We start from the raw sequence: 18,419 nt of genomic DNA on the forward strand, positions 1-18,419 counted from the left end.
AGGCCTAGCGAGCCTTCTTCTTGCCGGCCACGGTGCGCTTCGGGCCCTTGCGGGTGCGAGCGTTGGTCTTGGTGCGCTGACCGCGGACCGGGAGGCCCTTGCGGTGACGGATACCCTCGTAGCTGCCGATCTCGACCTTGCGCCGGATGTCGGCCGCGACCTCGCGGCGGAGGTCACCCTCGACCTTGAAGTTGCCTTCGATGTAGTCGCGGAGGGCGACGAGCTGGTCGTCGGACAGATCCTTGACGCGGATGTTGCCGTCGATCGCGGTGTCGGCGAGGGTCTTCAGAGCCCGCGTGCGGCCGACGCCGTAGATGTAAGTGAGTGCGACTTCCACGCGCTTCTCGCGCGGGATGTCAACGCCTGCTAGACGTGCCATTGTGGCTTCTCCTGTGAGTGAGTGGAGGTCTGCAGCAATCCCGGTGCCCCGGCCTCCAACCGGGGGTGTCCCCCTCCTCGCTCACGCGATTCGGGATCTGGGACTGCCAGATTTCGATATTGAGTTATGGGTGGCCGGCGGGAAATGCATCCCACCGGCCGGAACCGCGATTAACCCTGGCGCTGCTTGTGGCGCGGGTTCTCGCAGATGACCATGACCCGGCCGTTACGACGGATGACCTTGCACTTGTCGCAGATCTTCTTGACGGAGGGCTTGACCTTCATATTTCTTTACCTTTGTTCGCTGTCCTCGTACCTCGCCAGGGGCTACCCGGTGGCGAGGCCGTTACTTACAGCAGACCTTTACTTGTAGCGGTAGACGATCCGGCCGCGGGTCAGGTCGTATGGGCTCAGCTCCACGATCACGCGGTCCTCGGGGAGGATGCGGATGTAGTGCTGGCGCATTTTGCCGGAGATGTGGGCAAGGACCTTGTGGCCGTTGGTCAACTCAACGCGGAACATCGCGTTGGGAAGAGCTTCGACTACGGATCCTTCGATCTCGATGACGCCGTCTTTTTTGGCCATAGCCTCACTGTCGCTAAAAGTCGTGGTTTGCTGGTCGTGCGTTGATTGTGGTGACGGCACGCTGAAACGCGCCTAAGACACCAAGGATCAATCTTATGGGATTGTCTGGCGTTTTGCCAATCCTTGTGTATGATCTGCGCACGCTGACCGCGAACAGCCCGGTCGGGGCGGGATTCCCTGCCCGGTCACGCGATCGGAGTCGGAGTGATGCCGAACGGTGCGAGACCGGCCGCTCCCCCGTCGGCAGCGGTCAGCACCCAGATGCCGTCCTTGTGCACGGCGACGCTGTGCTCCCAGTGCGCTGCCGCCGAGCCGTCCTCGGTGGCGACGGTCCAGCCGTCATCCTTCACGTAGGTCTCCGGGTCGCCGAGAACCACCATCGGCTCGATCGCGACGACCAGGCCCGGCTTCACCTCCGGACCCTTCGCGCGAACGCGGTAGTTGAAGACCGGGGGCTCCTCGTGCATCCTGCGGCCGATCCCGTGTCCGATGTAGTCGGTCAGGATGCCGTACTCGCCCTGCGAGAGGATGTGGTCCTCCACGGCTTCGCCCACCTCGTTGAGATGCTTCGCCGTCGCGAGCCTGGCGATGCCGTGCCAGAGCGACTGCTCGGTCACGTCGGAGAGCTTCTGGCGCTCGGCGACCAGCTCCGGCCTGGCCGGGTCCGGCAGGACGAAGCTGCGCGCCGAGTCGCCGTTCCAGCCGTCGAGGATCGCACCGCTGTCGATGGAGACGATGTCCCCCGGCTGCACGATGCGCGAACCGGGGATGCCGTGCACGACCTCGTCGTTCACCGATGAGCAGATGGTGTGGTGGTAGCCGTGCTCGAGCTTGAAGTTCGGCTTTCCGCCGGCGGCGATGATCGCCTGCTCAGCGAGTTCGTCGAGCTGCAGCGTGGTGACGCCGGCGACGAGCGCATCCCGGACGGCGTCGAGCGATGCGGCGGTCGCGAGACCGGGCGCCACCATCAGCCTGAGCTGCGCCGGCGACTTGTAGATCGAACGCTTGAAGACCAACGGAGCCTATGCCACGGACTCGTCGCGCTCCGCGACGGGCAGGATGCCCTTGCTCGCGAGCGCCGACTTGATGCGTGCTGCCACCTCGTCCATGTCGCCGAGTCCGTCGACCTCGACGAGGAGTCCGCGCGAGCGGTACACGTCGATCAGCGGAGAGGTCTCGCGCACGTAGACCTCCTGGCGGTGCCGGATGGCCTCCTCGGAGTCGTCTGCACGACCCTGCTCCTGCGCACGCTTCGAGAGCCGGGCGACGATCTCGTCCTGGTCTGCGACCAGCTGGATGACCGCGTCGAGCTTCTGCCCGTTCTTCTCGAGCAGCTCATCCAGGTATGCCACCTGGTCGAGCGTGCGCGGGTATCCGTCGAGCAGGAAGCCGTTCTTGGCGTCGTCCTCCGCGATGCGGTTGGTGACGAGCTCGTTGGTGAGGCTGTCCGGGACGTAGTCGCCCGCGTCGACGATCGCCTTGACCTGCAGGCCGAGCGGCGTCTCGTTCTTGATGTTGGCCCTGAAGATGTCGCCCGTGGAGATGTCCGGGATCCCGTACGCGGTGGTGATGCGAGAGGCCTGAGTGCCCTTGCCCGCTCCGGGAGGTCCGACGATCAGCATACGGGTCAACGCAGAAGCCCTTCGTAGTGCCGCTGCTGGAGCTGGGAGTCGATCTGCTTGACCGTCTCCAATCCGACACCGACGATGATCAGGATGGACGTGCCGCCGAACATGAAGTTCTGACTGGCTCCGATGACCGCGAATGCGACAAGCGGTATCAGCGCGACGAGACCCAGATAGATCGAACCGGGGAGGGTGACGCGGGTGAGCACGTAGTCGAGGTATTCGGCGGTCGGACGGCCGGCACGGATGCCGGGGATGAAGCCGCCGTACTTCTTCATGTTGTCGGCGACTTCTTCCGGGTTGAACGTGATGGCCACGTAGAAGTACGTGAAGCCGACGATCAGCAGGAAGTAGAGCAGCATGTAGAGCGGGTGGTCGCCCTTGGTGAGGTAGTTCGTGATCCAGGTCACCCAGGGAGCGGGAGCCTTGCCCGCTGCCGGCTGGTTGAACTGCGCGATCAGCGCCGGCAGGTAGAGCAGCGACGACGCGAAGATCACGGGCACGACACCGGCCATGTTGACCTTGATCGGGATGTACGTGTTATTACCGCCGTAGGTCCGCCTGCCCACCATCCGCTTGGCGTACTGCACAGGGATGCGCCGTTGCGACTGTTCGACGAAGACGACCGCCATGACGATCAGCAAGCCGATCGCGATCACCAGCAGCAGCGTCTCGATGCTCTGCGACTGGGCGATGGCCCAGAGCGAGCTCGGGAACTGAGCCGCGATCGAGGTGAAGATGAGGAGGGACATGCCGTTGCCGATGCCGCGCTCGGTGACGAGCTCGCCCATCCACATGATGAGGCCGGTGCCGGCGGTCATGGTGATGACCATGAGCATGATGGCGTACCAGGAGTCGTCCGTGATGAGCTGGGTGCACTGCGAGACGGCGGTGGTGCCGAAGAGTGCGCCGCTGCGGGCGACGGTGATCAGCGTGGTCGACTGGAGGACGCCGAGCGCGATCGTGAGGTAACGCGTGTACTGCGTGAGCTTGGCCTGACCGGCCTGGCCCTCCTTGTAGAGGGTCTCGAAGCGCGGAATGACCACGCGCAACAGCTGCACGATGATCGACGCGGTGATGTACGGCATGATGCCGAGCGCGAAGATCGAGAGTTTGAGGAGCGCGCCACCCGAGAACAGGTTGACGAGCGAATAGAGACCAGAAGTGTCCTGGTTGGCATTGAGACAGGTCTGCACATTGCCGAAGTCAACGAACGGCGCCGGGATGAACGAGCCAAGGCGGAACAGGGCGATGACGCCCAAGGTGAAGGCGATCTTCCGGCGAAGATCTGGTGTGCGGAAGATCCGCGCAACGGCGCTAAACAAAAGTGCGTCCTGCTTTCCTGTAAGGAGTCAGCCGGGTGACCGGAGAAATACCGGTCACCCGACTGTACAGCTTTACGGTGTGGCTACTTGACCGAGCCACCCGCGGCGACGATCTTCTGCTCTGCAGAGCCGGAGACCTTGTCGACCGCAACGTTCAGCTTAACCGCAATGTCCCCGTTGCCGAGAACCTTGACCTTCTCGTTCTTGCGAACGGCGCCCTTGGCGACGAGATCGGTGACGGTGACGTCACCACCCGACGGGTAGAGCTCGGCGAGCTTCTCCAGGTTCACGACCTGGTACTCGACGCGGAACGGGTTCTTGAAGCCGCGAAGCTTCGGGGCCCGCATGTGGAACGGCAGCTGGCCACCCTGGAATCCGGGGCGGACCGAGTAGCGAGCCTTCGTACCCTTGGTACCACGGCCTGCCGTCTTACCCTTCGAGCCCTCACCGCGTCCGACGCGGGTGCGGTCCTTCTTGGCACCTGCTGCTGGACGGAGGTGGTGAACCTTGAGCACGTGCTCGCGGGTCTCCGAGGGCGCTGCCTTCTTGGCCGGGGCCTTCGCGGCGGGCTTGTCAGCCTTGGCGACGGTCTCGTCCTTCGACGCTGCGGCAGCCTTGGCAGGAGCCTTGGCGGCCGGAGCCTTCGCAGCAGGAGCCTTCTTCTCGGCGGCCGGCTTGTCGGCAGCGGCCTTCGCCGGAGCCTTCTTGGCCGGAGCCTTCTCAGCAGCGGCCTTGGCCGGAGCCTTGGCAGCAGCTGCCTTCTTCTCGGCGGCCGGCTTGGCGGCAGCCTTGGTGGTTGCTTCCTTTTCGTCAGCCATTAGTCAATCTCCTCGACCTTGACAAGGTGAGCGACGGTCTTGACGTACCCGCGGTTCTGCGAGTTGTCCTCGCGAACGACGACGTCACCGATGCGCTTGAGTCCCAGGCTGCGAAGGGTGTCGCGCTGGTACTGCTTCTCACTTACTTTGGACTTGATCTGCGTGATCTTCAGACGCGCAGCCATCAGGCACCTGCCTTCGCGGTCGCGGCGGCCTCTGCCGCCTGGGCCTCGGCACGCAGCAGGCGAGCCGGAGCCACCTGGTCGTAGTCGAGTCCACGGCGAGCGGCAACGGCGCGAGGTTCCTCGAGCTGCTGCAGCGCCTCGACGGTCGCGTGCACGATGTTGATCGTGTTGGACGAACCGAGCGACTTGCTCAGGACGTCGTGGATACCGGCGCACTCGAGGACGGCGCGGACCGGGCCACCGGCGATAACACCGGTACCTGCCGCGGCGGGGCGCAGGAGCACCACACCGGCTGCAGCCTCACCCTGGACGGGGTGCGGGATGGTGTTGCCGACGCGCGGGACGCGGAAGAAGTTCTTCTTCGCCTCCTCGACGCCCTTCGAGATCGCCAGCGGGACCTCGCGGGCCTTGCCGTAGCCGACACCGACCAGACCGTTGCCGTCTCCGACGACGACGAGGGCGGTGAAGCTGAAGCGACGTCCACCCTTGACGACCTTCGAGACGCGGTTGATGGTCACAACGCGCTCGAGGAACTGGCTCTTGTCCTGGTCGCGGCTGCCGCGATCACGGTTGGGGTTGCGCTCGCGACCACCACGGCGGGCCTCACGGGGCTCGCTCTGGGTGTTGGTGGTCGATGCCGCAGTCTCAACCGGCGCCTGGGCGTCGGTCGTCTGCTCAGAGGCCACGGTCTGCTCCTTGTTGTTCTGTTCGTCGCTCACAGGTTCAATCCACCCTCTCGAGCTCCTTCGGCGACAGCTGCGACGCGACCTGCGTACTTGCTGCCTCCACGGTCGAATACGACGGCGTCGACGCCAGCGCTCTTGGCGCGCTCGGCGACGAGCTCGCCGACCTTGCGTGCCTTGGCGGTCTTGTCACCGTCGAAGCTGCGGAGGTCCGCCTCCATGGTCGAAGCAGACGCGAGGGTGTGACCCTTGCTGTCGTCGACGATCTGGACGAAGACGTGACGTGCCGAGCGGTTGACGACCAGACGCGGACGGACCGCGGTGCCCTCGACCTTCTTGCGGAGCCGGGTGTGACGGCGGCCGCGTGCTGCGGACTTGCTCTTTCCTCTGGTTCCGAGAGCCATGGTTACTTACCAGCCTTTCCGGCCTTGCGGCGGACAACCTCGCCGGCGTAGCGCACACCCTTGCCCTTGTAGGGCTCGGGCTTGCGGATCTTACGGATGTTGGCGGCGACCTCACCGACGGCCTGCTTGTCGATACCACTGACCGTGAGCTTGTTGTTGCCCTCGACCGTGAACGTGATACCCGCGGGCGGCTCGACGTTGACCGGGTGCGAGAAGCCGAGAGCGAACTCGACGCCCGCGCCCTTCTGCGCGACACGGTAACCGGTGCCGACGATCTCGAGTCCCTTGGAGTAACCCTCGGTGACGCCGATGATCTGGTTGTTGATCAGGGTGCGGGTCAGGCCGTGCAGCGAACGCGATGCGCGCTCGTCGTCGGGACGGGTGACGAGCACCTGGCCCTCTTCCAGCTTGACCTCGATCGGGCTGGCGACGACGAGGCTGAGCTCGCCCTTCGGGCCCTTGACGGTGACGGCCTGGCCGTCGATCTTCACATCAACCCCGGCAGGGATGCTGATGGGCAGTCTTCCAATACGCGACATGACGAACTACCACACGTAGGCGAGGACTTCCCCACCCACGCCCTTCTTCTCAGCCTGACGGTCGGTGAGCAGACCGGAGGAGGTGGACAGGATGGCGACGCCGAGGCCGCCGAGAACCTTGGGGATCTCGGTGGACTTCGCGTAGACGCGGAGTCCGGGCTTGGAGACGCGCTTGATGCCGGCGATGGAACGCTCGCGGTTCGGTCCGAACTTCAGACCGAGGGTGAGGGTCTGGCCGACGCGTGCGTCGCTGACCTCCCAGCTCGCGATGTAACCCTCGGACTTGAGGATGTCGGCGATGTGCGCCTTGAGCTTCGAGTGCGGCATCGACACGGTGTCGTGGTGCGCCGAGTTCGCGTTGCGCAGTCTGGTCAGCATGTCTGCGACCGGATCTGTCATTGTCATTTCGGTGTTTCCTTTGTTCACCAGGTTTCGTTCAGCCGTTACACGACTGACGACCTGTGGTGGAAGCGGGCCGGCCGGATCGGCCGGCCCGACAGGGTGAGGACTAGTTCGCGGCCTCGTTGGAACGGAAGGGGAAGCCGAGCTGCTTGAGCAGCGCGCGGCCCTCTTCGTCGTTCTTCGCGGTGGTCACCACAGTGATGTCCATTCCGCGGACGCGGTCGATGCGGTCCTGGTCGATCTCGTGGAACATCGCCTGCTCCGTGAGACCGAAGGTGTAGTTGCCCGTTCCGTCGAACTGCTTGTCCGACAGACCGCGGAAGTCGCGGATACGGGGAAGTGCAAGAGACAGCAGGCGGTCGAGGAACTCCCACATGCGGTCGCCACGCAGCGTGACGTGCGCGCCGATCGGCTGACCCTCGCGCAGCTTGAACTGCGCGATGGACTTGCGGGCCTTGGTGACCTGCGGCTTCTGACCGGTGATCTTGGTGAGGTCTGCGACCGCACCATCCATGACCTTGCCGTCACGAGCAGCCTCGCCGACGCCCATGTTGACGACGATCTTCACGAGACCCGGCACCTGGTGCGGGTTGGTGAAGCCGAGGTCCTTGGACAGCTGCGCTGCGATCTCGTTCTTGTACTTCTGCTTGAGACGCGGCTGGATTTTGCCAGCAGCGGTTGCAGTGTCGGTCATTACAGGTCCTTACCTGACTTCTTGGCGTAACGAACGCGGACCGTCTTGGTGACGCCGTCCTTCGTGACAGTCTCGTTGCGGAAACCGACGCGGGTCGGCTTCTTGGTCTCGGGGTCGACGAGCGCCACGTTGGAGACGTGGATCGGAGCCTCGTGCGTCTCGATGCCGCCGGTCTTCGTGCCACGCTGCGTCTGTCCGACGCGGACGTGCTTGGTGACGAAGTTGACGCCCTCGACGATCACGCGGTTCTTCTCGACGAGAACCTCGATGACGCGACCCTGCTTGCCCTTGTCGCCTCCGCGCGCCTGCGACGCACCGGAGATGACCTGGACCAGGTCGCCCTTCTTGATGTTCGCCATGTGTTACAGCACCTCCGGGGCCAGCGAGATGATCTTCATGAACTTCTTGTCGCGGAGTTCGCGACCGACCGGTCCGAAGATGCGGGTACCGCGGGGGTCCCCGTCGTTCTTCAAGATCACTGCGGCGTTCTCATCGAACTTGATGTATGAGCCGTCCGGGCGGCGGGTGTTCTTCACCACGCGCACGATGACAGCCTTGACGACGTCGCCCTTCTTGACGTTGCCGCCGGGGATCGCGTCCTTGACCGTGGCGACGATCGTGTCGCCCAGGCCGGCGTAACGACGGCCGGAGCCGCCGAGCACGCGAATCGTGAGGAGCTCCTTGGCGCCCGTGTTATCGGCGACCTTGACTCGGGATTCCTGCTGAATCACTTGGCCTTCTCCAGAATCTCAACCAGGCGCCACCGCTTGGAGGCGCTCAGCGGACGGGTCTCGTTGATGAGAACGAGGTCGCCGATGCCGGCGCTGTTGCTCTCATCGTGCGCCTTCACCTTGGAGGTGCGGCGGATGACCTTGCCGTACAGGGGGTGCTTCACGCGGTCTTCGACCTCGACGACGATGGTCTTGTCCATCTTGTCGCTGACGACGTAACCGCGACGGGCCTTGCGGTACCCGCGGACGAGGGCCTCGTCGGCCGCCGACTCCGCGGCCGCAGCCTTGGTGGTCTCAGCCATTACTTGGCCTCCTCAGTCTCAGTCTCGGCGTCGGCGGCCGCGGGGGCGGCCTTCTTCGCCTTGGTCTTCTTCTCAGCCTTCGCGTCGGCGACCTCGGCGGGGGCCGGGGTGGCCCTGATGCCGAGCTCGCGCTCACGGATGACCGTGTAGATACGAGCGATGTCGCGCTTCACGGCGCGCAGGCGGCCGTGGCTCTCGAGCTGGCCGGTGGCCGACTGGAAGCGCAGGTTGAACAGCTCTTCCTTGGCCTTCTTCAGCTCGTCGACGAGACGCTCGTCTTCGAAAGTGTCGAGCTCTGCGGATGCGAGCTCCTTGGATCCGATCGCCATTACGCGTCGCCCTCCTCGCGCTTGATGATGCGTGCCTTGAGGGGCAGCTTGTGAATTGCACGGGTCATGGCCTCGCGAGCGAGTTCCTCGCTGACACCAGAGACCTCGAAGAGGACTCGACCCGGCTTGACGTTGGCGACCCACCACTCGGGGGAACCCTTACCGGAACCCATACGGGTTTCGGCCGGCTTCTTCGTGAGCGGACGGTCGGGGTAGATGTTGATCCACACCTTGCCACCACGCTTGATGTGACGGGTCATCGCGATACGAGCGGACTCGATCTGACGGTTCGTCACGTACGCGGGGGTCAGGGCCTGGATGCCGAACTCGCCGAAGGAGACCTTCGTGCCACCAGTGGCCTGGCCGGAACGGCCGGGGTGGTGCTGCTTGCGGTGCTTGACTCTACGTGGGATCAACATGGTTATGCCTCAACTCCTGCTGCGGCCGGCGCGCTCTCAGCTGCAGGGGCGTTGCCCCGGCCACCGCCGCGACGCGGACGGTCACGGTCGTTGCGCTCGCGCGACGGCTTCTGGTTGGCCTGCTCGCGAGCAAGCTCCTTGTTCGTGATGTCGCCCTTGTAGATCCACACCTTGACACCGATGCGACCGAAAGTGGTCTTGGCCTCGTAGAAGCCGTAGTCGATGTTGGCGCGGAGCGTGTGCAGCGGCACACGGCCCTCGCGGTAGAACTCCGAGCGGCTCATCTCAGCGCCGCCGAGACGGCCGGACACCTGGATGCGGACACCCTTGGCGCCTGCGCGCTGGGCGCCCTGCAGGCCCTTGCGCATCGCGCGGCGGAACGCCACACGTGCGGAGAGCTGCTCTGCGATGCCCTGAGCGACGAGCTGAGCGTCGGCCTCGGGGTTCTTGACCTCGAGGATGTTCAGCTGGATCTGCTTGCCCGTGAGCTTCTCGAGGTCGGCGCGGATGCGCTCTGCCTCTGCGCCACGACGACCGATCACGATGCCCGGGCGGGCGGTGTGGATGTCGACGCGGACACGGTCACGGGTGCGCTCGATCTCGATGCGGGAAACACCCGCGCGGTCGAGCGACGTCTGCAGCAGACGACGGATCTTGACGTCCTCGGCGAGGTAGTCACTGTACCGCTGACCCGGCTTGGTGCTGTCCGAGAACCACCGCGACACGTGGTCGGTGGTGATGCCCAGACGGAAGCCGTATGGATTGACTTTCTGACCCATTACTTGCTCGCCTTCTTCGTAGCCTTGGCAGCTGCGGCCTCATCCGGCGTCGCGAGGACGATCGTGATGTGGCTGGTGCGCTTGTTGATGCGGAAGGCCCGGCCCTGTGCACGCGGCTGGAAGCGCTTGAGGGTCGTGCCCTCGTCAACGAATGCGCTGCTCACGTACAGGTCCTGCTCGTCCAGATAGGTGTTCGACTGGTCGGCCTTGACTCGCGCGTTGGCGATCGCCGAGGCGACGAGCTTGTACACCGGCTCGCTCGCACCCTGCGGGGCGAACTTCAGGATGGCCAGGGCCTCCTGTGCCTGCTTGCCGCGAATCAGGTTGACGACGCGACGAGCCTTCTGGGGGGTCACGCGGATGTGTCGCACGCGTGCGATCGACTCCACCATTTCTCTCCTCCTTACGTCACCGCGTTAGCGGCGACGACCCTTCTTGTCGTCCTTCACGTGTCCACGGAAGGTGCGGGTGGGAGCAAACTCACCGAGCTTGTGCCCAACCATGGTCTCGGTGACGAACACCGGGATGTGCTTGCGACCGTCGTGCACCGCGATGGTGTGACCCAGCATGGCCGGGACGATCATCGAGCGGCGCGACCAGGTCTTGATCACGTTCTTGCTGTTGGCCTCGTTCGCGGCGACAACCTTGCGAAGCAGGTGGTCGTCGACGAAGGGGCCCTTTTTGAGACTGCGTGGCATCTTCTACTCCTACTTACGCTTCTTGCCGACAGTACGACGACGCACGATGAGCTTGTCGCTTTCCTTGTTCGGGTGGCGGGTGCGGCCTTCCTTCTGACCCCACGGGCTGACCGGGTGACGACCACCGGAGGTCTTGCCCTCACCACCACCGTGCGGGTGGTCGATCGGGTTCATGGCAACACCACGCACGGTCGGGCGGACGCCCTTCCAGCGCATGCGGCCTGCCTTGCCCCAGTTGATGTTCGACTGCTCGGCGTTGCCGACCTCGCCGATCGTCGCGCGGCAGCGTGCATCCACGTTGCGGATCTCACCCGACGGCAGACGGAGCTGCGCGTACGGGCCGTCCTTGGCGACGAGACGCACGGAAGCGCCGGCCGAACGGGCGAGCTTTGCGCCACCGCCCGGCTTGAGCTCGATCGCGTGGATCACGGTACCGGTGGGGATGTTGCGCAGCGGCAGGTTGTTGCCCGGCTTGATGTCCGCGCCTGCACCCGACTCGACGATGTCGCCCTGCGACAGCTTGTTCGGGGCCAGGATGTAGCGCTTGGTGCCGTCCACGAAGTGGAGCAGCGCGATACGTGCGGTGCGGTTGGGGTCGTACTCGATGTGAGCGACCTTCGCGTTGACGCCGTCCTTGTCGTTGCGACGGAAGTCGATCACGCGGTACTGGCGCTTGTGGCCACCACCGATGTGACGGGTCGTGATGCGGCCCTGGTTGTTGCGGCCACCGGTCTTCGACAGCGGACGGAGCAGCGACTTCTCGGGCGTCGACCGGGTGATCTCAGCGAAGTCGGCAACGCTCGAACCGCGACGACCGGGGGTCGTGGGCTTGTACTTACGAATAGCCATTGTCTGTTTTCCTCTAGATCCCGGCCTTAGCCAACTGCCGTGAAGATGTCGATGGAACCGGACTTGAGCGTGACGATGGCACGCTTGGTGTCCTTGCGCTTGCCGGTGCCGAACTTGGTGCGACGCGTCTTGCCCTGACGGTTCAGGGTGTTGATCGAGGCGACCTGGACCTTGAAGATGCTCTCGATGGCGAGCTTGATCTCGGTCTTGTTCGAACGCGGGTCGACGACGAACGTGTACTTGCCCTCGTCGATCAGGCCGTAGCTCTTCTCAGAGACGACCGGGGCGATGATGATGTCGCGCGGGTCCTTGTTGACGGCCATTACGCGTTCACCTCTTCCTTGTTGGACTTCGAAGCGATGAAGCCTTCGAGCGCACCCTTCGTGAAGACGATGTCGTCACTGACGAGCACGTCGTACGCGTTCAGCTGGTCGAAGGTCAGCGTGTGGACGGTGGGCAGGTTGCGGACGCTCTTGAGGCTCACCGCGTCGTCGCGCTCGAGCACGATGAGGACGTGCTTCGAGGTGGCGACAGTGGCGAGGTACTCTGCGACGGCCTTGGTCGACGGGGTCTCACCGAGGGCGAGCGACTCGACGGCGTGCAGGCGGCTTCCGCGGGCGCGGTCGGAGAGAGCACCGAGCAGAGCAGCGGCGATCATCTTCTTGGGGGTGCGCTGCGCGTAGCTGCGGGGCACCGGTCCGTGGACGATGCCACCACCGGTCATCTGAGGGGCGCGGATCGAGCCCTGACGAGCGCGACCGGTTCCCTTCTGCTTGAACGGCTTGCGACCTGCACCGGAGACCTCACCACGACGCTTGGTCTTGTGAGTTCCCTGACGCGCCGCAGCGAGCTGCGCGACGACGACCTGGTGGATCAGCGGGATGTTGGTCTGGACGTCGAAGAGCTCGGCGGGAAGCTCGACAGAGCCTGCCTTCTTGCCCTTGACATCGAGAACGTCAATCGAGGTAGCCATGCGACTAGGCCCCCTTCACTGCGTTGCGGACGAAAACGATGCGGCCGCGAGCGCCGGGAACGGCGCCCTTGACCAGCAGGAGGCCCTTCTCTGCGTCGACGGCCTGAACCTTGAGGTTCAGAACGGTCACACGCTCGCCACCCATGCGACCGGCCATGCGCATGCCCTTGAAGACACGGCTCGGGGTCGAGGAGGCGCCGATGGAACCCGGCTTGCGGTGGTTGCGGTGTGCACCGTGCGAGGCGGAGACACCCTTGAAGTTGTGACGCTTCATCACACCGGCGAAGCCCTTACCCTTGGACGTTCCGACGACGTCGACCAGCTGGCCGGCCTCGAACGTGGCGTCGACGGTGAGCTCCTGGCCGGCCGAGTACTCGGCGGCGTCTGCGGTGCGGACCTCGGTGAGGTGACGGCGCGGCGTGACGCCGGCCTTGTCGAAGTGACCTGCCGACGGCTTGTTGACCTTGCGCGGGTCGATCTGGCCGTAGGCGATCTGGACGGCGTTGTAGCCGTCGACCTCGGGGGTGCGGACCTGGGTGACGACGTTCGGCGTGATCTCGATGACGGTCACGGGGATGAGCTTGTTGTTCTCATCCCAGACCTGGGTCATTCCGAGCTTCTTGCCGAGGAGGCCACGGGAGGTCTTGGTTTCGATGTTCGACATGGCACTCCCCCTTAGAGCTTGATCTCGATGTTGACGTCGGCGGGCAGGTCGAGACGCATGAGCGAGTCGACGGCCTTCGGCGTCGGGTCGATGATGTCGATCAGCCGCTTGTGCGTGCGCATCTCGAAGTGCTCACGGCTGTCCTTGTACTTGTGGGGAGAACGGATGACACACACCACGTTCTTCTCGGTGGGAAGGGGCACCGGGCCGACGACCGTAGCGCCTGCACGGGTAACCGTGTCGACGATCTTGCGCGCCGAGGTGTCGATGACCTCGTGGTCATACGACTTAAGCCGGATGCGGATCTTCTGTCCCGCCATGTCTGACTCACTCTCTTGTTATGGCGTCGTACGAGACCGGCTCCCGAGAGAACCTGACTCGCATTGGACGCGGATGCGACGAACGCTTGTTGGGGAACGCCACTATTCTTCTGTCAACTCATCGACCGCCCGCGGACATGGGTGAACCCTTGTCTTCGAGGTTGTCGATTAAGCTTTGCTCTTCTACCCGCGGCCTAACCATCTTCCGAATGCCGCCTGGCGGCGTCTCGGTGGGCTATGCACTGCCTGGCAGTGATCCGTTCGGAGCGCACATGAGCGCACTCGTTCCGAAATGTTGAACTAGACAAGTTTGCCAGACTCCGGCCCAAGCTGCAACCCGGGCGTGTCGCGGGCGCGTCGGACGCCGCTTCGCGCTCGCCCTCAGCCCGAGAAAGCCCGCACGATCACGTCGGCGGCGAGCACGACGACGACGATCCCGACCAGCAGATCCGTCCACGTCGCGAGCGCCTCCTGCGCGTTCTTGACCCTCTTCGGCAGGTGCATCAGCCCGGCGATCAGGAGGAAGACGCCGCCCGCGATGCCCGCGGGGAGAGCCCACCCTGGCACGAGTGCCAGCAGGCCGGCGATCCCCATGCCGAGGTTGGCCGTGCCGAGCTCGCGCGTGAGCTGCTTTTCCTGCACCGTCGGCGTGGCAGCGCCCAGGATCGCCGTGGTCGGCCCCCTGCCGGAGACCTGCGCGACGCCAGCCACGAGCAGCCGCGTGCCGACTCCCCAGAACACCCACCACTTGCCGAAGACCAGCACGGGGTCTCCCCCGCCCACCGCCAGCTCGATCGAACCGGAGACGATCGGAAGCACCACGGTCTGCGCGATGACGAGCACGAAGTAGCCCATGCATCAGGACCTTATCGGCAGCACCCCGTTACGCGCCAGCAGCGGTCCGAGACGGTCAGCGCGGCGGGCGGTGTCCCCAAGCGCCAGACGCACAGAGCGGGGCCCGGCTGAACGCCGGAGCCCCGCTCGGGTGACGCCTCGCGCCGTCACCCCGTGCTGTTGCCAATGGGACCGCTTACGCGACTCCCGAACTTTCCGTCCGAATGCCTGTCTGCGGGTTGGCCTGGTTTGCGAGGTCATGGATATCCATACGCTCTCCCTTCATCGACGGAACCGTCCGGTTGAAACGGTGTCCTCATTCTGCGCTTCGCCCAGCGGGAGGTAAACCCCCTGGAGCAAACGTCCAGGACCCGATGGGGGAATGCAAAAAGGGGCCGGACCTTTCGGTCCAGCCCCTTTCCGAGCAGTCGGAGAAGACTACTTGATGATCTTCGTGACCGTACCAGCGCCCACGGTGCGGCCACCCTCACGGATGGCGAAGCCGAGGCCCTCCTCCATAGCGATCGGCTGGATCAGCTCGACCGTCATGTCGGTGGTGTCGCCGGGCATGACCATCTCGGTGCCCTCGGGCAGCGTGATGACGCCGGTGACGTCGGTGGTGCGGAAGTAGAACTGCGGACGGTAGTTCGCGTAGAACGGGTTGTGACGCCCACCCTCATCCTTGGACAGGATGTACGCGGTGCCCTCGAAGTTGGTGTGCGGCGTAACCGAACCCGGCTTCACGACGACCTGACCGCGCTCGACGTCCTCACGCTTGGTTCCACGGAGGAGCAGACCACAGTTCTCGCCGGCCCATGCCTCGTCGAGCTGCTTGTGGAACATCTCGATACCAGTGACCGTGGTCTTCTGCGTCGGGCGGATGCCGACGATCTCAACCTCGGAGTTGATGGCGAGGGTTCCACGCTCGGCGCGGCCGGTGACGACGGTTCCACGACCGGTGATCGTGAAGACGTCCTCGATCGGCATCAGGAACGGCTTGTCCTTGTCGCGCACCGGGTCGGGGATGGAGTTGTCGACGGCGTCCATGAGCTCGACGATCGACTCGACCCACTTCTCGTCGCCCTCGAGCGCCTTGAGGCCCGAGACGCGAACGACGGGGGCGTTGTCGCCATCGAAGTCCTGGCTCGACAGAAGCTCGCGAACCTCGAGCTCGACGAGCTCCAGGATCTCCTCGTCGTCGACCATGTCGGACTTGTTGAGCGCGACGAGCAGGTACGGAACACCGACCTGCTTCGCGAGCAGCACGTGCTCACGGGTCTGCGCCATCGGGCCGTCGGTAGCGGCGACCACGAGGATCGCGCCGTCCATCTGAGCGGCACCGGTGATCATGTTCTTGATGTAGTCGGCGTGCCCAGGGGCGTCAACGTGCGCGTAGTGGCGCTTCGGGGTCTCGTACTCGACGTGCGAGATGTTGATCGTGATACCGCGCTGACGCTCTTCCGGAGCCGAGTCGATCGACGCGAAGTCGCGCTGAACGTTGGTCGCCGACGGGTACTTGTCAGCAAGCACCTTCGAGATCGCCGCGGTGAGCGTCGTCTTTCCGTGGTCGACGTGACCGATGGTTCCGATGTTGACGTGCGGCTTAGTCCGCTCGAACTTGGCCTTAGCCACTGGGTCCTCCTCAGGACTCTCGTGTAGAAGCCCCGGCCGATGGTTTCCGGCCGGCAACTCTACGGGATTGTTTATCTATGTTACGGGATACTGCGAAAGGAGGGTGACCGGAGTCACTCGCCCTTGTTCTTCTGGACGATCTCGTCGGCAACAGCCTTGGGAACCTCCGCGTAGCTGTCGAAGGTCATCGAGTAGACCGCACGGCCCGAGGTCTTCGACCGCAGGTCGCCGATGTACCCGAACATCTCCGACAGCGGAACGTTCGCGCGGATCACCTTGACCCCGCTCGCGTCCTCCATCGACTGGATCTGACCACGTCGTGAGTTGAGGTCACCGATCACATCGCCCATGTACTCTTCCGGCGTGCGAACCTCGACCGCCATGAGCGGTTCGAGGAGCACGGGGTTCGCCTTGCGCGCGGCCTCCTTGTAGGCCATCGAGCCGGCGATCTTGAACGCCATCTCCGAGGAGTCGACGTCGTGCGAAGCGCCATCCACGAGGGTGGCCTTGACACCCACGGTCGGGAAGCCGGCGAGAACACCCACCTGCATCGCGTCCTGGATACCGTGGTCGACCGAGGGGATGTACTCGCGCGGGACGCGGCCACCCGTCACAGCGTTGACGAACTCGTAGCTCGTCTCCGGCGTGACATCCATCGGCTCGATCGTGATCTGGATCTTGGCGAACTGGCCAGAACCACCGGTCTGCTTCTTGTGGGTGTAGTCGTACTTCTCGACCGCGCGACGGATGGTCTCGCGGTAGGCCACCTGGGGCTTGCCGACGTTGGCCTCGACGTTGAACTCGCGCTTCATGCGGTCGACCAGGATGTCCAGGTGAAGTTCACCCATACCCTTGATGACCGTCTGACCGGTCTCCTGGTTCTGCTCGGTGCGGAACGTCGGGTCTTCCTCGGCGAGCTTCTGGATCGCGGTGCCCAGCTTCTCCTGGTCGGCCTTGGTCTTCGGCTCGATCGCGACCTCGATGACGGGCTCGGGGAACGTCATCGACTCGAGGACGACCTGGTTGTCCGGGTCGCACAGGGTGTCGCCGGTGGTGGTGTCCTTGAGGCCGATCACGGCGTAGATGTTGCCAGCGGTCAGGAAGTCGACCGGGTTCTCCTTGTTGGCGTGCATCTGGAAGATCTTCCCGATGCGCTCCTTCTTGCCCTTGGTCGAGTTGACGATGCCGGCACCGCTGTCGACACGGCCGGAGTACACGCGCACGTAGGTCAGACGACCGAAGAACGGGTGGACGGCGACCTTGAAGGCCAGAGCCGAGAACGGCTCGGACGCGTCGGCGTGGCGAAGGATGACCTTCTCCTCGTCGCGCGGGTCGTGAGCCTCGATGGCCGGAACGTCGATCGGCGACGGAAGGAAGTCGATCACAGCGTCGAGCATCGGCTGCACGCCGCGGTTCTTGAACGCGGAACCGCAGAGCACCGGGTAGAGCTCGCTGTTGATCGTCATCTTGCGGATGGCGCCCTTGATCTCTGCGACCGTGAGCTCCTCACCGCCGAAGAACTTCTCGAGCAGTGCGTCGTCGCTCTCCGCGACGGTCTCGAGCAGCGTCTGACGGTACTCGTTGGCCTTGTCGACCAGGTCGGCCGGGATCTCCTCGATGGCGTACTTGGCGCCCATCTGGACGTCACCCTTTGCGTCACCGCGCCAGGTCAGCGCACGCATCTCGATGAGGTCGACGACGCCCTCGAAGGCGGACTCGGAACCGATCGGGAGCTGCAGCACCAGCGGCTTGGCGCCGAGGCGGCTGACGATGGTGTCGACCGTGTAGTAGAAGTCGGCGCCGAGCTTGTCCATCTTGTTGACGAAGCAGATGCGCGGGACGTTGTACTTGTCGGCCTGACGCCAGACGGTCTCGGACTGGGGCTCGACGCCCTCCTTGCCGTCGAAGACGGCGACGGCGCCGTCGAGGACGCGGAGCGAACGCTCCACCTCGACGGTGAAGTCCACGTGACCCGGGGTGTCGATGATGTTGATCTGGTTCTTGTTCCAGAAACAGGTGACGGCCGCGGACGTGATGGTGATGCCGCGCTCCTTCTCCTGCTCCATCCAGTCGGTCGTCGAAGCGCCGTCGTGGGTCTCGCCGATCTTGTGGTTGACGCCCGTGTAGAACAGGATGCGCTCGGTCGTAGTGGTCTTGCCGGCATCGATGTGGGCCATGATGCCGATGTTGCGGACCTTGTTCAGGTCGGTGAGCACGTCCTGTGCCACAGGGTTCCTCCGAAAAGTAGAAA

29 protein-coding genes are annotated in these 18,419 nt (G+C 64.4%); all 29 read right to left on the reverse strand.

Annotated features, from left to right (window positions below; all coding sequences use genetic code 11):
- Nucleotides 1-4: 4 nt before the first annotated feature.
- Nucleotides 5-379, reverse strand: a complete 375-nt coding sequence (gene rpsM, locus HF024_RS14800) for a 30S ribosomal protein S13 (RefSeq protein WP_055894822.1) — start codon at nt 377-379, stop codon at nt 5-7.
- 170 nt (nt 380-549) lie between these two features.
- A complete protein-coding gene (gene rpmJ, locus HF024_RS14805) occupies nt 550-663 on the reverse strand; it encodes a 50S ribosomal protein L36 (RefSeq protein WP_021759549.1) in 114 nt (37 codons plus the stop codon).
- 78 nt (nt 664-741) lie between these two features.
- Nucleotides 742-963 carry a translation initiation factor IF-1 gene (gene infA / locus HF024_RS14810; RefSeq protein ID WP_021759551.1) on the reverse strand — a complete coding sequence of 74 codons (222 nt, stop codon included), beginning with the start codon at nt 961-963 and terminating at the stop codon, nt 742-744.
- A gap of 185 nt (nt 964-1,148) precedes the next feature.
- The gene (gene map, locus HF024_RS14815; RefSeq protein ID WP_168690045.1) at nt 1,149-1,979 is read right to left on the reverse strand and encodes a type I methionyl aminopeptidase; all 831 of its coding nucleotides are present in this window, start codon (nt 1,977-1,979) and stop codon (nt 1,149-1,151) included.
- Nucleotides 1,980-1,985: 6 nt separating this feature from the next.
- Nucleotides 1,986-2,594 (reverse strand): adenylate kinase, encoded by a 609-nt coding sequence (locus tag HF024_RS14820; protein WP_179150747.1) that lies wholly within the window; start codon nt 2,592-2,594, stop codon nt 1,986-1,988.
- A complete protein-coding gene (gene secY / locus HF024_RS14825) occupies nt 2,591-3,913 on the reverse strand; it encodes a preprotein translocase subunit SecY (RefSeq protein ID WP_085368809.1) in 1,323 nt (440 codons plus the stop codon). The genes HF024_RS14820 and secY overlap by 4 nt, the downstream gene beginning before the upstream one ends.
- Nucleotides 3,914-3,996: 83 nt before the next feature.
- Nucleotides 3,997-4,731, reverse strand: a complete 735-nt coding sequence (gene rplO / locus HF024_RS14830) for a 50S ribosomal protein L15 (RefSeq protein WP_168690046.1) — start codon at nt 4,729-4,731, stop codon at nt 3,997-3,999.
- Nucleotides 4,731-4,916, reverse strand: a complete 186-nt coding sequence (rpmD, locus tag HF024_RS14835) for a 50S ribosomal protein L30 (protein WP_085368811.1) — start codon at nt 4,914-4,916, stop codon at nt 4,731-4,733. The genes rplO and rpmD overlap by 1 nt, the downstream gene beginning before the upstream one ends.
- Nucleotides 4,916-5,635, reverse strand: a complete 720-nt coding sequence (gene rpsE, locus HF024_RS14840) for a 30S ribosomal protein S5 (protein WP_082581390.1) — start codon at nt 5,633-5,635, stop codon at nt 4,916-4,918. Before rpsE ends, rpmD begins: the two co-directional genes overlap by 1 nt.
- Nucleotides 5,632-6,003, reverse strand: coding sequence for a 50S ribosomal protein L18 (gene rplR / locus HF024_RS14845; protein WP_085368812.1), 372 nt, complete (start codon nt 6,001-6,003; stop codon nt 5,632-5,634). Before rplR ends, rpsE begins: the two co-directional genes overlap by 4 nt.
- 2 nt (nt 6,004-6,005) lie before the next feature.
- Nucleotides 6,006-6,542 (reverse strand): 50S ribosomal protein L6, encoded by a 537-nt coding sequence (gene rplF / locus HF024_RS14850; protein WP_085368813.1) that lies wholly within the window; start codon nt 6,540-6,542, stop codon nt 6,006-6,008.
- 6 nt (nt 6,543-6,548) lie between these two features.
- Nucleotides 6,549-6,947 carry a 30S ribosomal protein S8 gene (rpsH, locus tag HF024_RS14855; RefSeq protein ID WP_055894808.1) on the reverse strand — a complete coding sequence of 133 codons (399 nt, stop codon included), beginning with the start codon at nt 6,945-6,947 and terminating at the stop codon, nt 6,549-6,551.
- 103 nt (nt 6,948-7,050) lie between these two features.
- Nucleotides 7,051-7,638 carry a 50S ribosomal protein L5 gene (gene rplE / locus HF024_RS14860; RefSeq protein ID WP_085368814.1) on the reverse strand — a complete coding sequence of 196 codons (588 nt, stop codon included), beginning with the start codon at nt 7,636-7,638 and terminating at the stop codon, nt 7,051-7,053.
- Nucleotides 7,638-7,997: a 50S ribosomal protein L24 gene (gene rplX / locus HF024_RS14865; RefSeq protein WP_085368815.1), complete on the reverse strand. Its 360-nt coding sequence runs from the start codon at nt 7,995-7,997 to the stop codon at nt 7,638-7,640. Before rplX ends, rplE begins: the two co-directional genes overlap by 1 nt.
- A 3-nt stretch (nt 7,998-8,000) precedes the next feature.
- Nucleotides 8,001-8,369 (reverse strand): 50S ribosomal protein L14, encoded by a 369-nt coding sequence (rplN, locus tag HF024_RS14870; protein WP_055894798.1) that lies wholly within the window; start codon nt 8,367-8,369, stop codon nt 8,001-8,003.
- On the reverse strand, nt 8,366-8,671 hold the full coding sequence (gene rpsQ / locus HF024_RS14875) for a 30S ribosomal protein S17 (RefSeq protein WP_055894793.1): 306 nt from the start codon (nt 8,669-8,671) through the stop codon (nt 8,366-8,368). The genes rplN and rpsQ overlap by 4 nt, the downstream gene beginning before the upstream one ends.
- Complete coding sequence (gene rpmC, locus HF024_RS14880) at nt 8,671-9,000, reverse strand: 50S ribosomal protein L29 (RefSeq protein WP_085368816.1); 330 nt, start codon at nt 8,998-9,000, stop codon at nt 8,671-8,673. The genes rpsQ and rpmC overlap by 1 nt, the downstream gene beginning before the upstream one ends.
- Nucleotides 9,000-9,419, reverse strand: coding sequence for a 50S ribosomal protein L16 (rplP, locus tag HF024_RS14885; protein WP_055894786.1), 420 nt, complete (start codon nt 9,417-9,419; stop codon nt 9,000-9,002). The genes rpmC and rplP overlap by 1 nt, the downstream gene beginning before the upstream one ends.
- Before the next feature lie 2 nt (nt 9,420-9,421).
- Nucleotides 9,422-10,198 carry a 30S ribosomal protein S3 gene (gene rpsC, locus HF024_RS14890; protein ID WP_085368817.1) on the reverse strand — a complete coding sequence of 259 codons (777 nt, stop codon included), beginning with the start codon at nt 10,196-10,198 and terminating at the stop codon, nt 9,422-9,424.
- Entirely contained in the window at nt 10,198-10,590 is a 393-nt protein-coding gene (gene rplV / locus HF024_RS14895) for a 50S ribosomal protein L22 (protein WP_055894778.1), read from the reverse strand. The genes rpsC and rplV overlap by 1 nt, the downstream gene beginning before the upstream one ends.
- Nucleotides 10,591-10,614: 24 nt before the next feature.
- Complete coding sequence (rpsS, locus tag HF024_RS14900; RefSeq protein ID WP_055894775.1) at nt 10,615-10,896, reverse strand: 30S ribosomal protein S19; 282 nt, start codon at nt 10,894-10,896, stop codon at nt 10,615-10,617.
- Nucleotides 10,897-10,905: 9 nt separating this feature from the next.
- Entirely contained in the window at nt 10,906-11,745 is an 840-nt protein-coding gene (rplB, locus tag HF024_RS14905; RefSeq protein ID WP_055894771.1) for a 50S ribosomal protein L2, read from the reverse strand.
- A 26-nt stretch (nt 11,746-11,771) separates the two neighbouring features.
- A complete protein-coding gene (gene rplW / locus HF024_RS14910) occupies nt 11,772-12,068 on the reverse strand; it encodes a 50S ribosomal protein L23 (RefSeq protein ID WP_085368818.1) in 297 nt (98 codons plus the stop codon).
- Nucleotides 12,068-12,718, reverse strand: a complete 651-nt coding sequence (gene rplD, locus HF024_RS14915) for a 50S ribosomal protein L4 (RefSeq protein ID WP_085368819.1) — start codon at nt 12,716-12,718, stop codon at nt 12,068-12,070. Before rplD ends, rplW begins: the two co-directional genes overlap by 1 nt.
- A gap of 4 nt (nt 12,719-12,722) precedes the next feature.
- Nucleotides 12,723-13,382, reverse strand: coding sequence for a 50S ribosomal protein L3 (gene rplC / locus HF024_RS14920; RefSeq protein ID WP_055894761.1), 660 nt, complete (start codon nt 13,380-13,382; stop codon nt 12,723-12,725).
- 11 nt (nt 13,383-13,393) lie between these two features.
- Entirely contained in the window at nt 13,394-13,702 is a 309-nt protein-coding gene (gene rpsJ / locus HF024_RS14925; protein WP_005050520.1) for a 30S ribosomal protein S10, read from the reverse strand.
- A 381-nt stretch (nt 13,703-14,083) separates the two neighbouring features.
- Entirely contained in the window at nt 14,084-14,557 is a 474-nt protein-coding gene (locus tag HF024_RS14930; protein WP_168690047.1) for a hypothetical protein, read from the reverse strand.
- Between the two features lie 417 nt (nt 14,558-14,974).
- Nucleotides 14,975-16,168, reverse strand: coding sequence for an elongation factor Tu (tuf, locus tag HF024_RS14935; RefSeq protein ID WP_055894752.1), 1,194 nt, complete (start codon nt 16,166-16,168; stop codon nt 14,975-14,977).
- 113 nt (nt 16,169-16,281) lie between these two features.
- Nucleotides 16,282-18,396, reverse strand: coding sequence for an elongation factor G (fusA, locus tag HF024_RS14940; RefSeq protein WP_085368821.1), 2,115 nt, complete (start codon nt 18,394-18,396; stop codon nt 16,282-16,284).
- Nucleotides 18,397-18,419: the final 23 nt, after the last annotated feature.

The sequence above is a fragment of the Leifsonia sp. PS1209 genome (genome assembly GCF_012317045.1).
Classification (GTDB): domain Bacteria; phylum Actinomycetota; class Actinomycetes; order Actinomycetales; family Microbacteriaceae; genus Leifsonia.

Coding starts and splice junctions, on each gene's coding strand:
- rpsM (WP_055894822.1), bottom strand. CDS start 379: ATGGCACGTCTAGCAGGCGTTGACATCCCGCGCGAGAAGCGCGTGGAA.
- rpmJ (WP_021759549.1), bottom strand. CDS start 663: ATGAAGGTCAAGCCCTCCGTCAAGAAGATCTGCGACAAGTGCAAGGTC.
- infA (WP_021759551.1), bottom strand. CDS start 963: ATGGCCAAAAAAGACGGCGTCATCGAGATCGAAGGATCCGTAGTCGAA.
- rplO (WP_168690046.1), bottom strand. CDS start 4,731: ATGGCTGACGAAAAGGAAGCAACCACCAAGGCTGCCGCCAAGCCGGCC.
- rpmD (WP_085368811.1), bottom strand. CDS start 4,916: ATGGCTGCGCGTCTGAAGATCACGCAGATCAAGTCCAAAGTAAGTGAG.
- rplR (WP_085368812.1), bottom strand. CDS start 6,003: ATGGCTCTCGGAACCAGAGGAAAGAGCAAGTCCGCAGCACGCGGCCGC.
- rplF (WP_085368813.1), bottom strand. CDS start 6,542: ATGTCGCGTATTGGAAGACTGCCCATCAGCATCCCTGCCGGGGTTGAT.
- rpsH (WP_055894808.1), bottom strand. CDS start 6,947: ATGACAATGACAGATCCGGTCGCAGACATGCTGACCAGACTGCGCAAC.
- rplE (WP_085368814.1), bottom strand. CDS start 7,638: ATGACCGACACTGCAACCGCTGCTGGCAAAATCCAGCCGCGTCTCAAG.
- rplX (WP_085368815.1), bottom strand. CDS start 7,997: ATGGCGAACATCAAGAAGGGCGACCTGGTCCAGGTCATCTCCGGTGCG.
- rpsQ (WP_055894793.1), bottom strand. CDS start 8,671: ATGGCTGAGACCACCAAGGCTGCGGCCGCGGAGTCGGCGGCCGACGAG.
- rpmC (WP_085368816.1), bottom strand. CDS start 9,000: ATGGCGATCGGATCCAAGGAGCTCGCATCCGCAGAGCTCGACACTTTC.
- rplP (WP_055894786.1), bottom strand. CDS start 9,419: ATGTTGATCCCACGTAGAGTCAAGCACCGCAAGCAGCACCACCCCGGC.
- rpsC (WP_085368817.1), bottom strand. CDS start 10,198: ATGGGTCAGAAAGTCAATCCATACGGCTTCCGTCTGGGCATCACCACC.
- rplV (WP_055894778.1), bottom strand. CDS start 10,590: ATGGTGGAGTCGATCGCACGCGTGCGACACATCCGCGTGACCCCCCAG.
- rpsS (WP_055894775.1), bottom strand. CDS start 10,896: ATGCCACGCAGTCTCAAAAAGGGCCCCTTCGTCGACGACCACCTGCTT.
- rplB (WP_055894771.1), bottom strand. CDS start 11,745: ATGGCTATTCGTAAGTACAAGCCCACGACCCCCGGTCGTCGCGGTTCG.
- rplW (WP_085368818.1), bottom strand. CDS start 12,068: ATGGCCGTCAACAAGGACCCGCGCGACATCATCATCGCCCCGGTCGTC.
- rplD (WP_085368819.1), bottom strand. CDS start 12,718: ATGGCTACCTCGATTGACGTTCTCGATGTCAAGGGCAAGAAGGCAGGC.
- rplC (WP_055894761.1), bottom strand. CDS start 13,382: ATGTCGAACATCGAAACCAAGACCTCCCGTGGCCTCCTCGGCAAGAAG.
- rpsJ (WP_005050520.1), bottom strand. CDS start 13,702: ATGGCGGGACAGAAGATCCGCATCCGGCTTAAGTCGTATGACCACGAG.
- HF024_RS14930 (WP_168690047.1), bottom strand. CDS start 14,557: ATGGGCTACTTCGTGCTCGTCATCGCGCAGACCGTGGTGCTTCCGATC.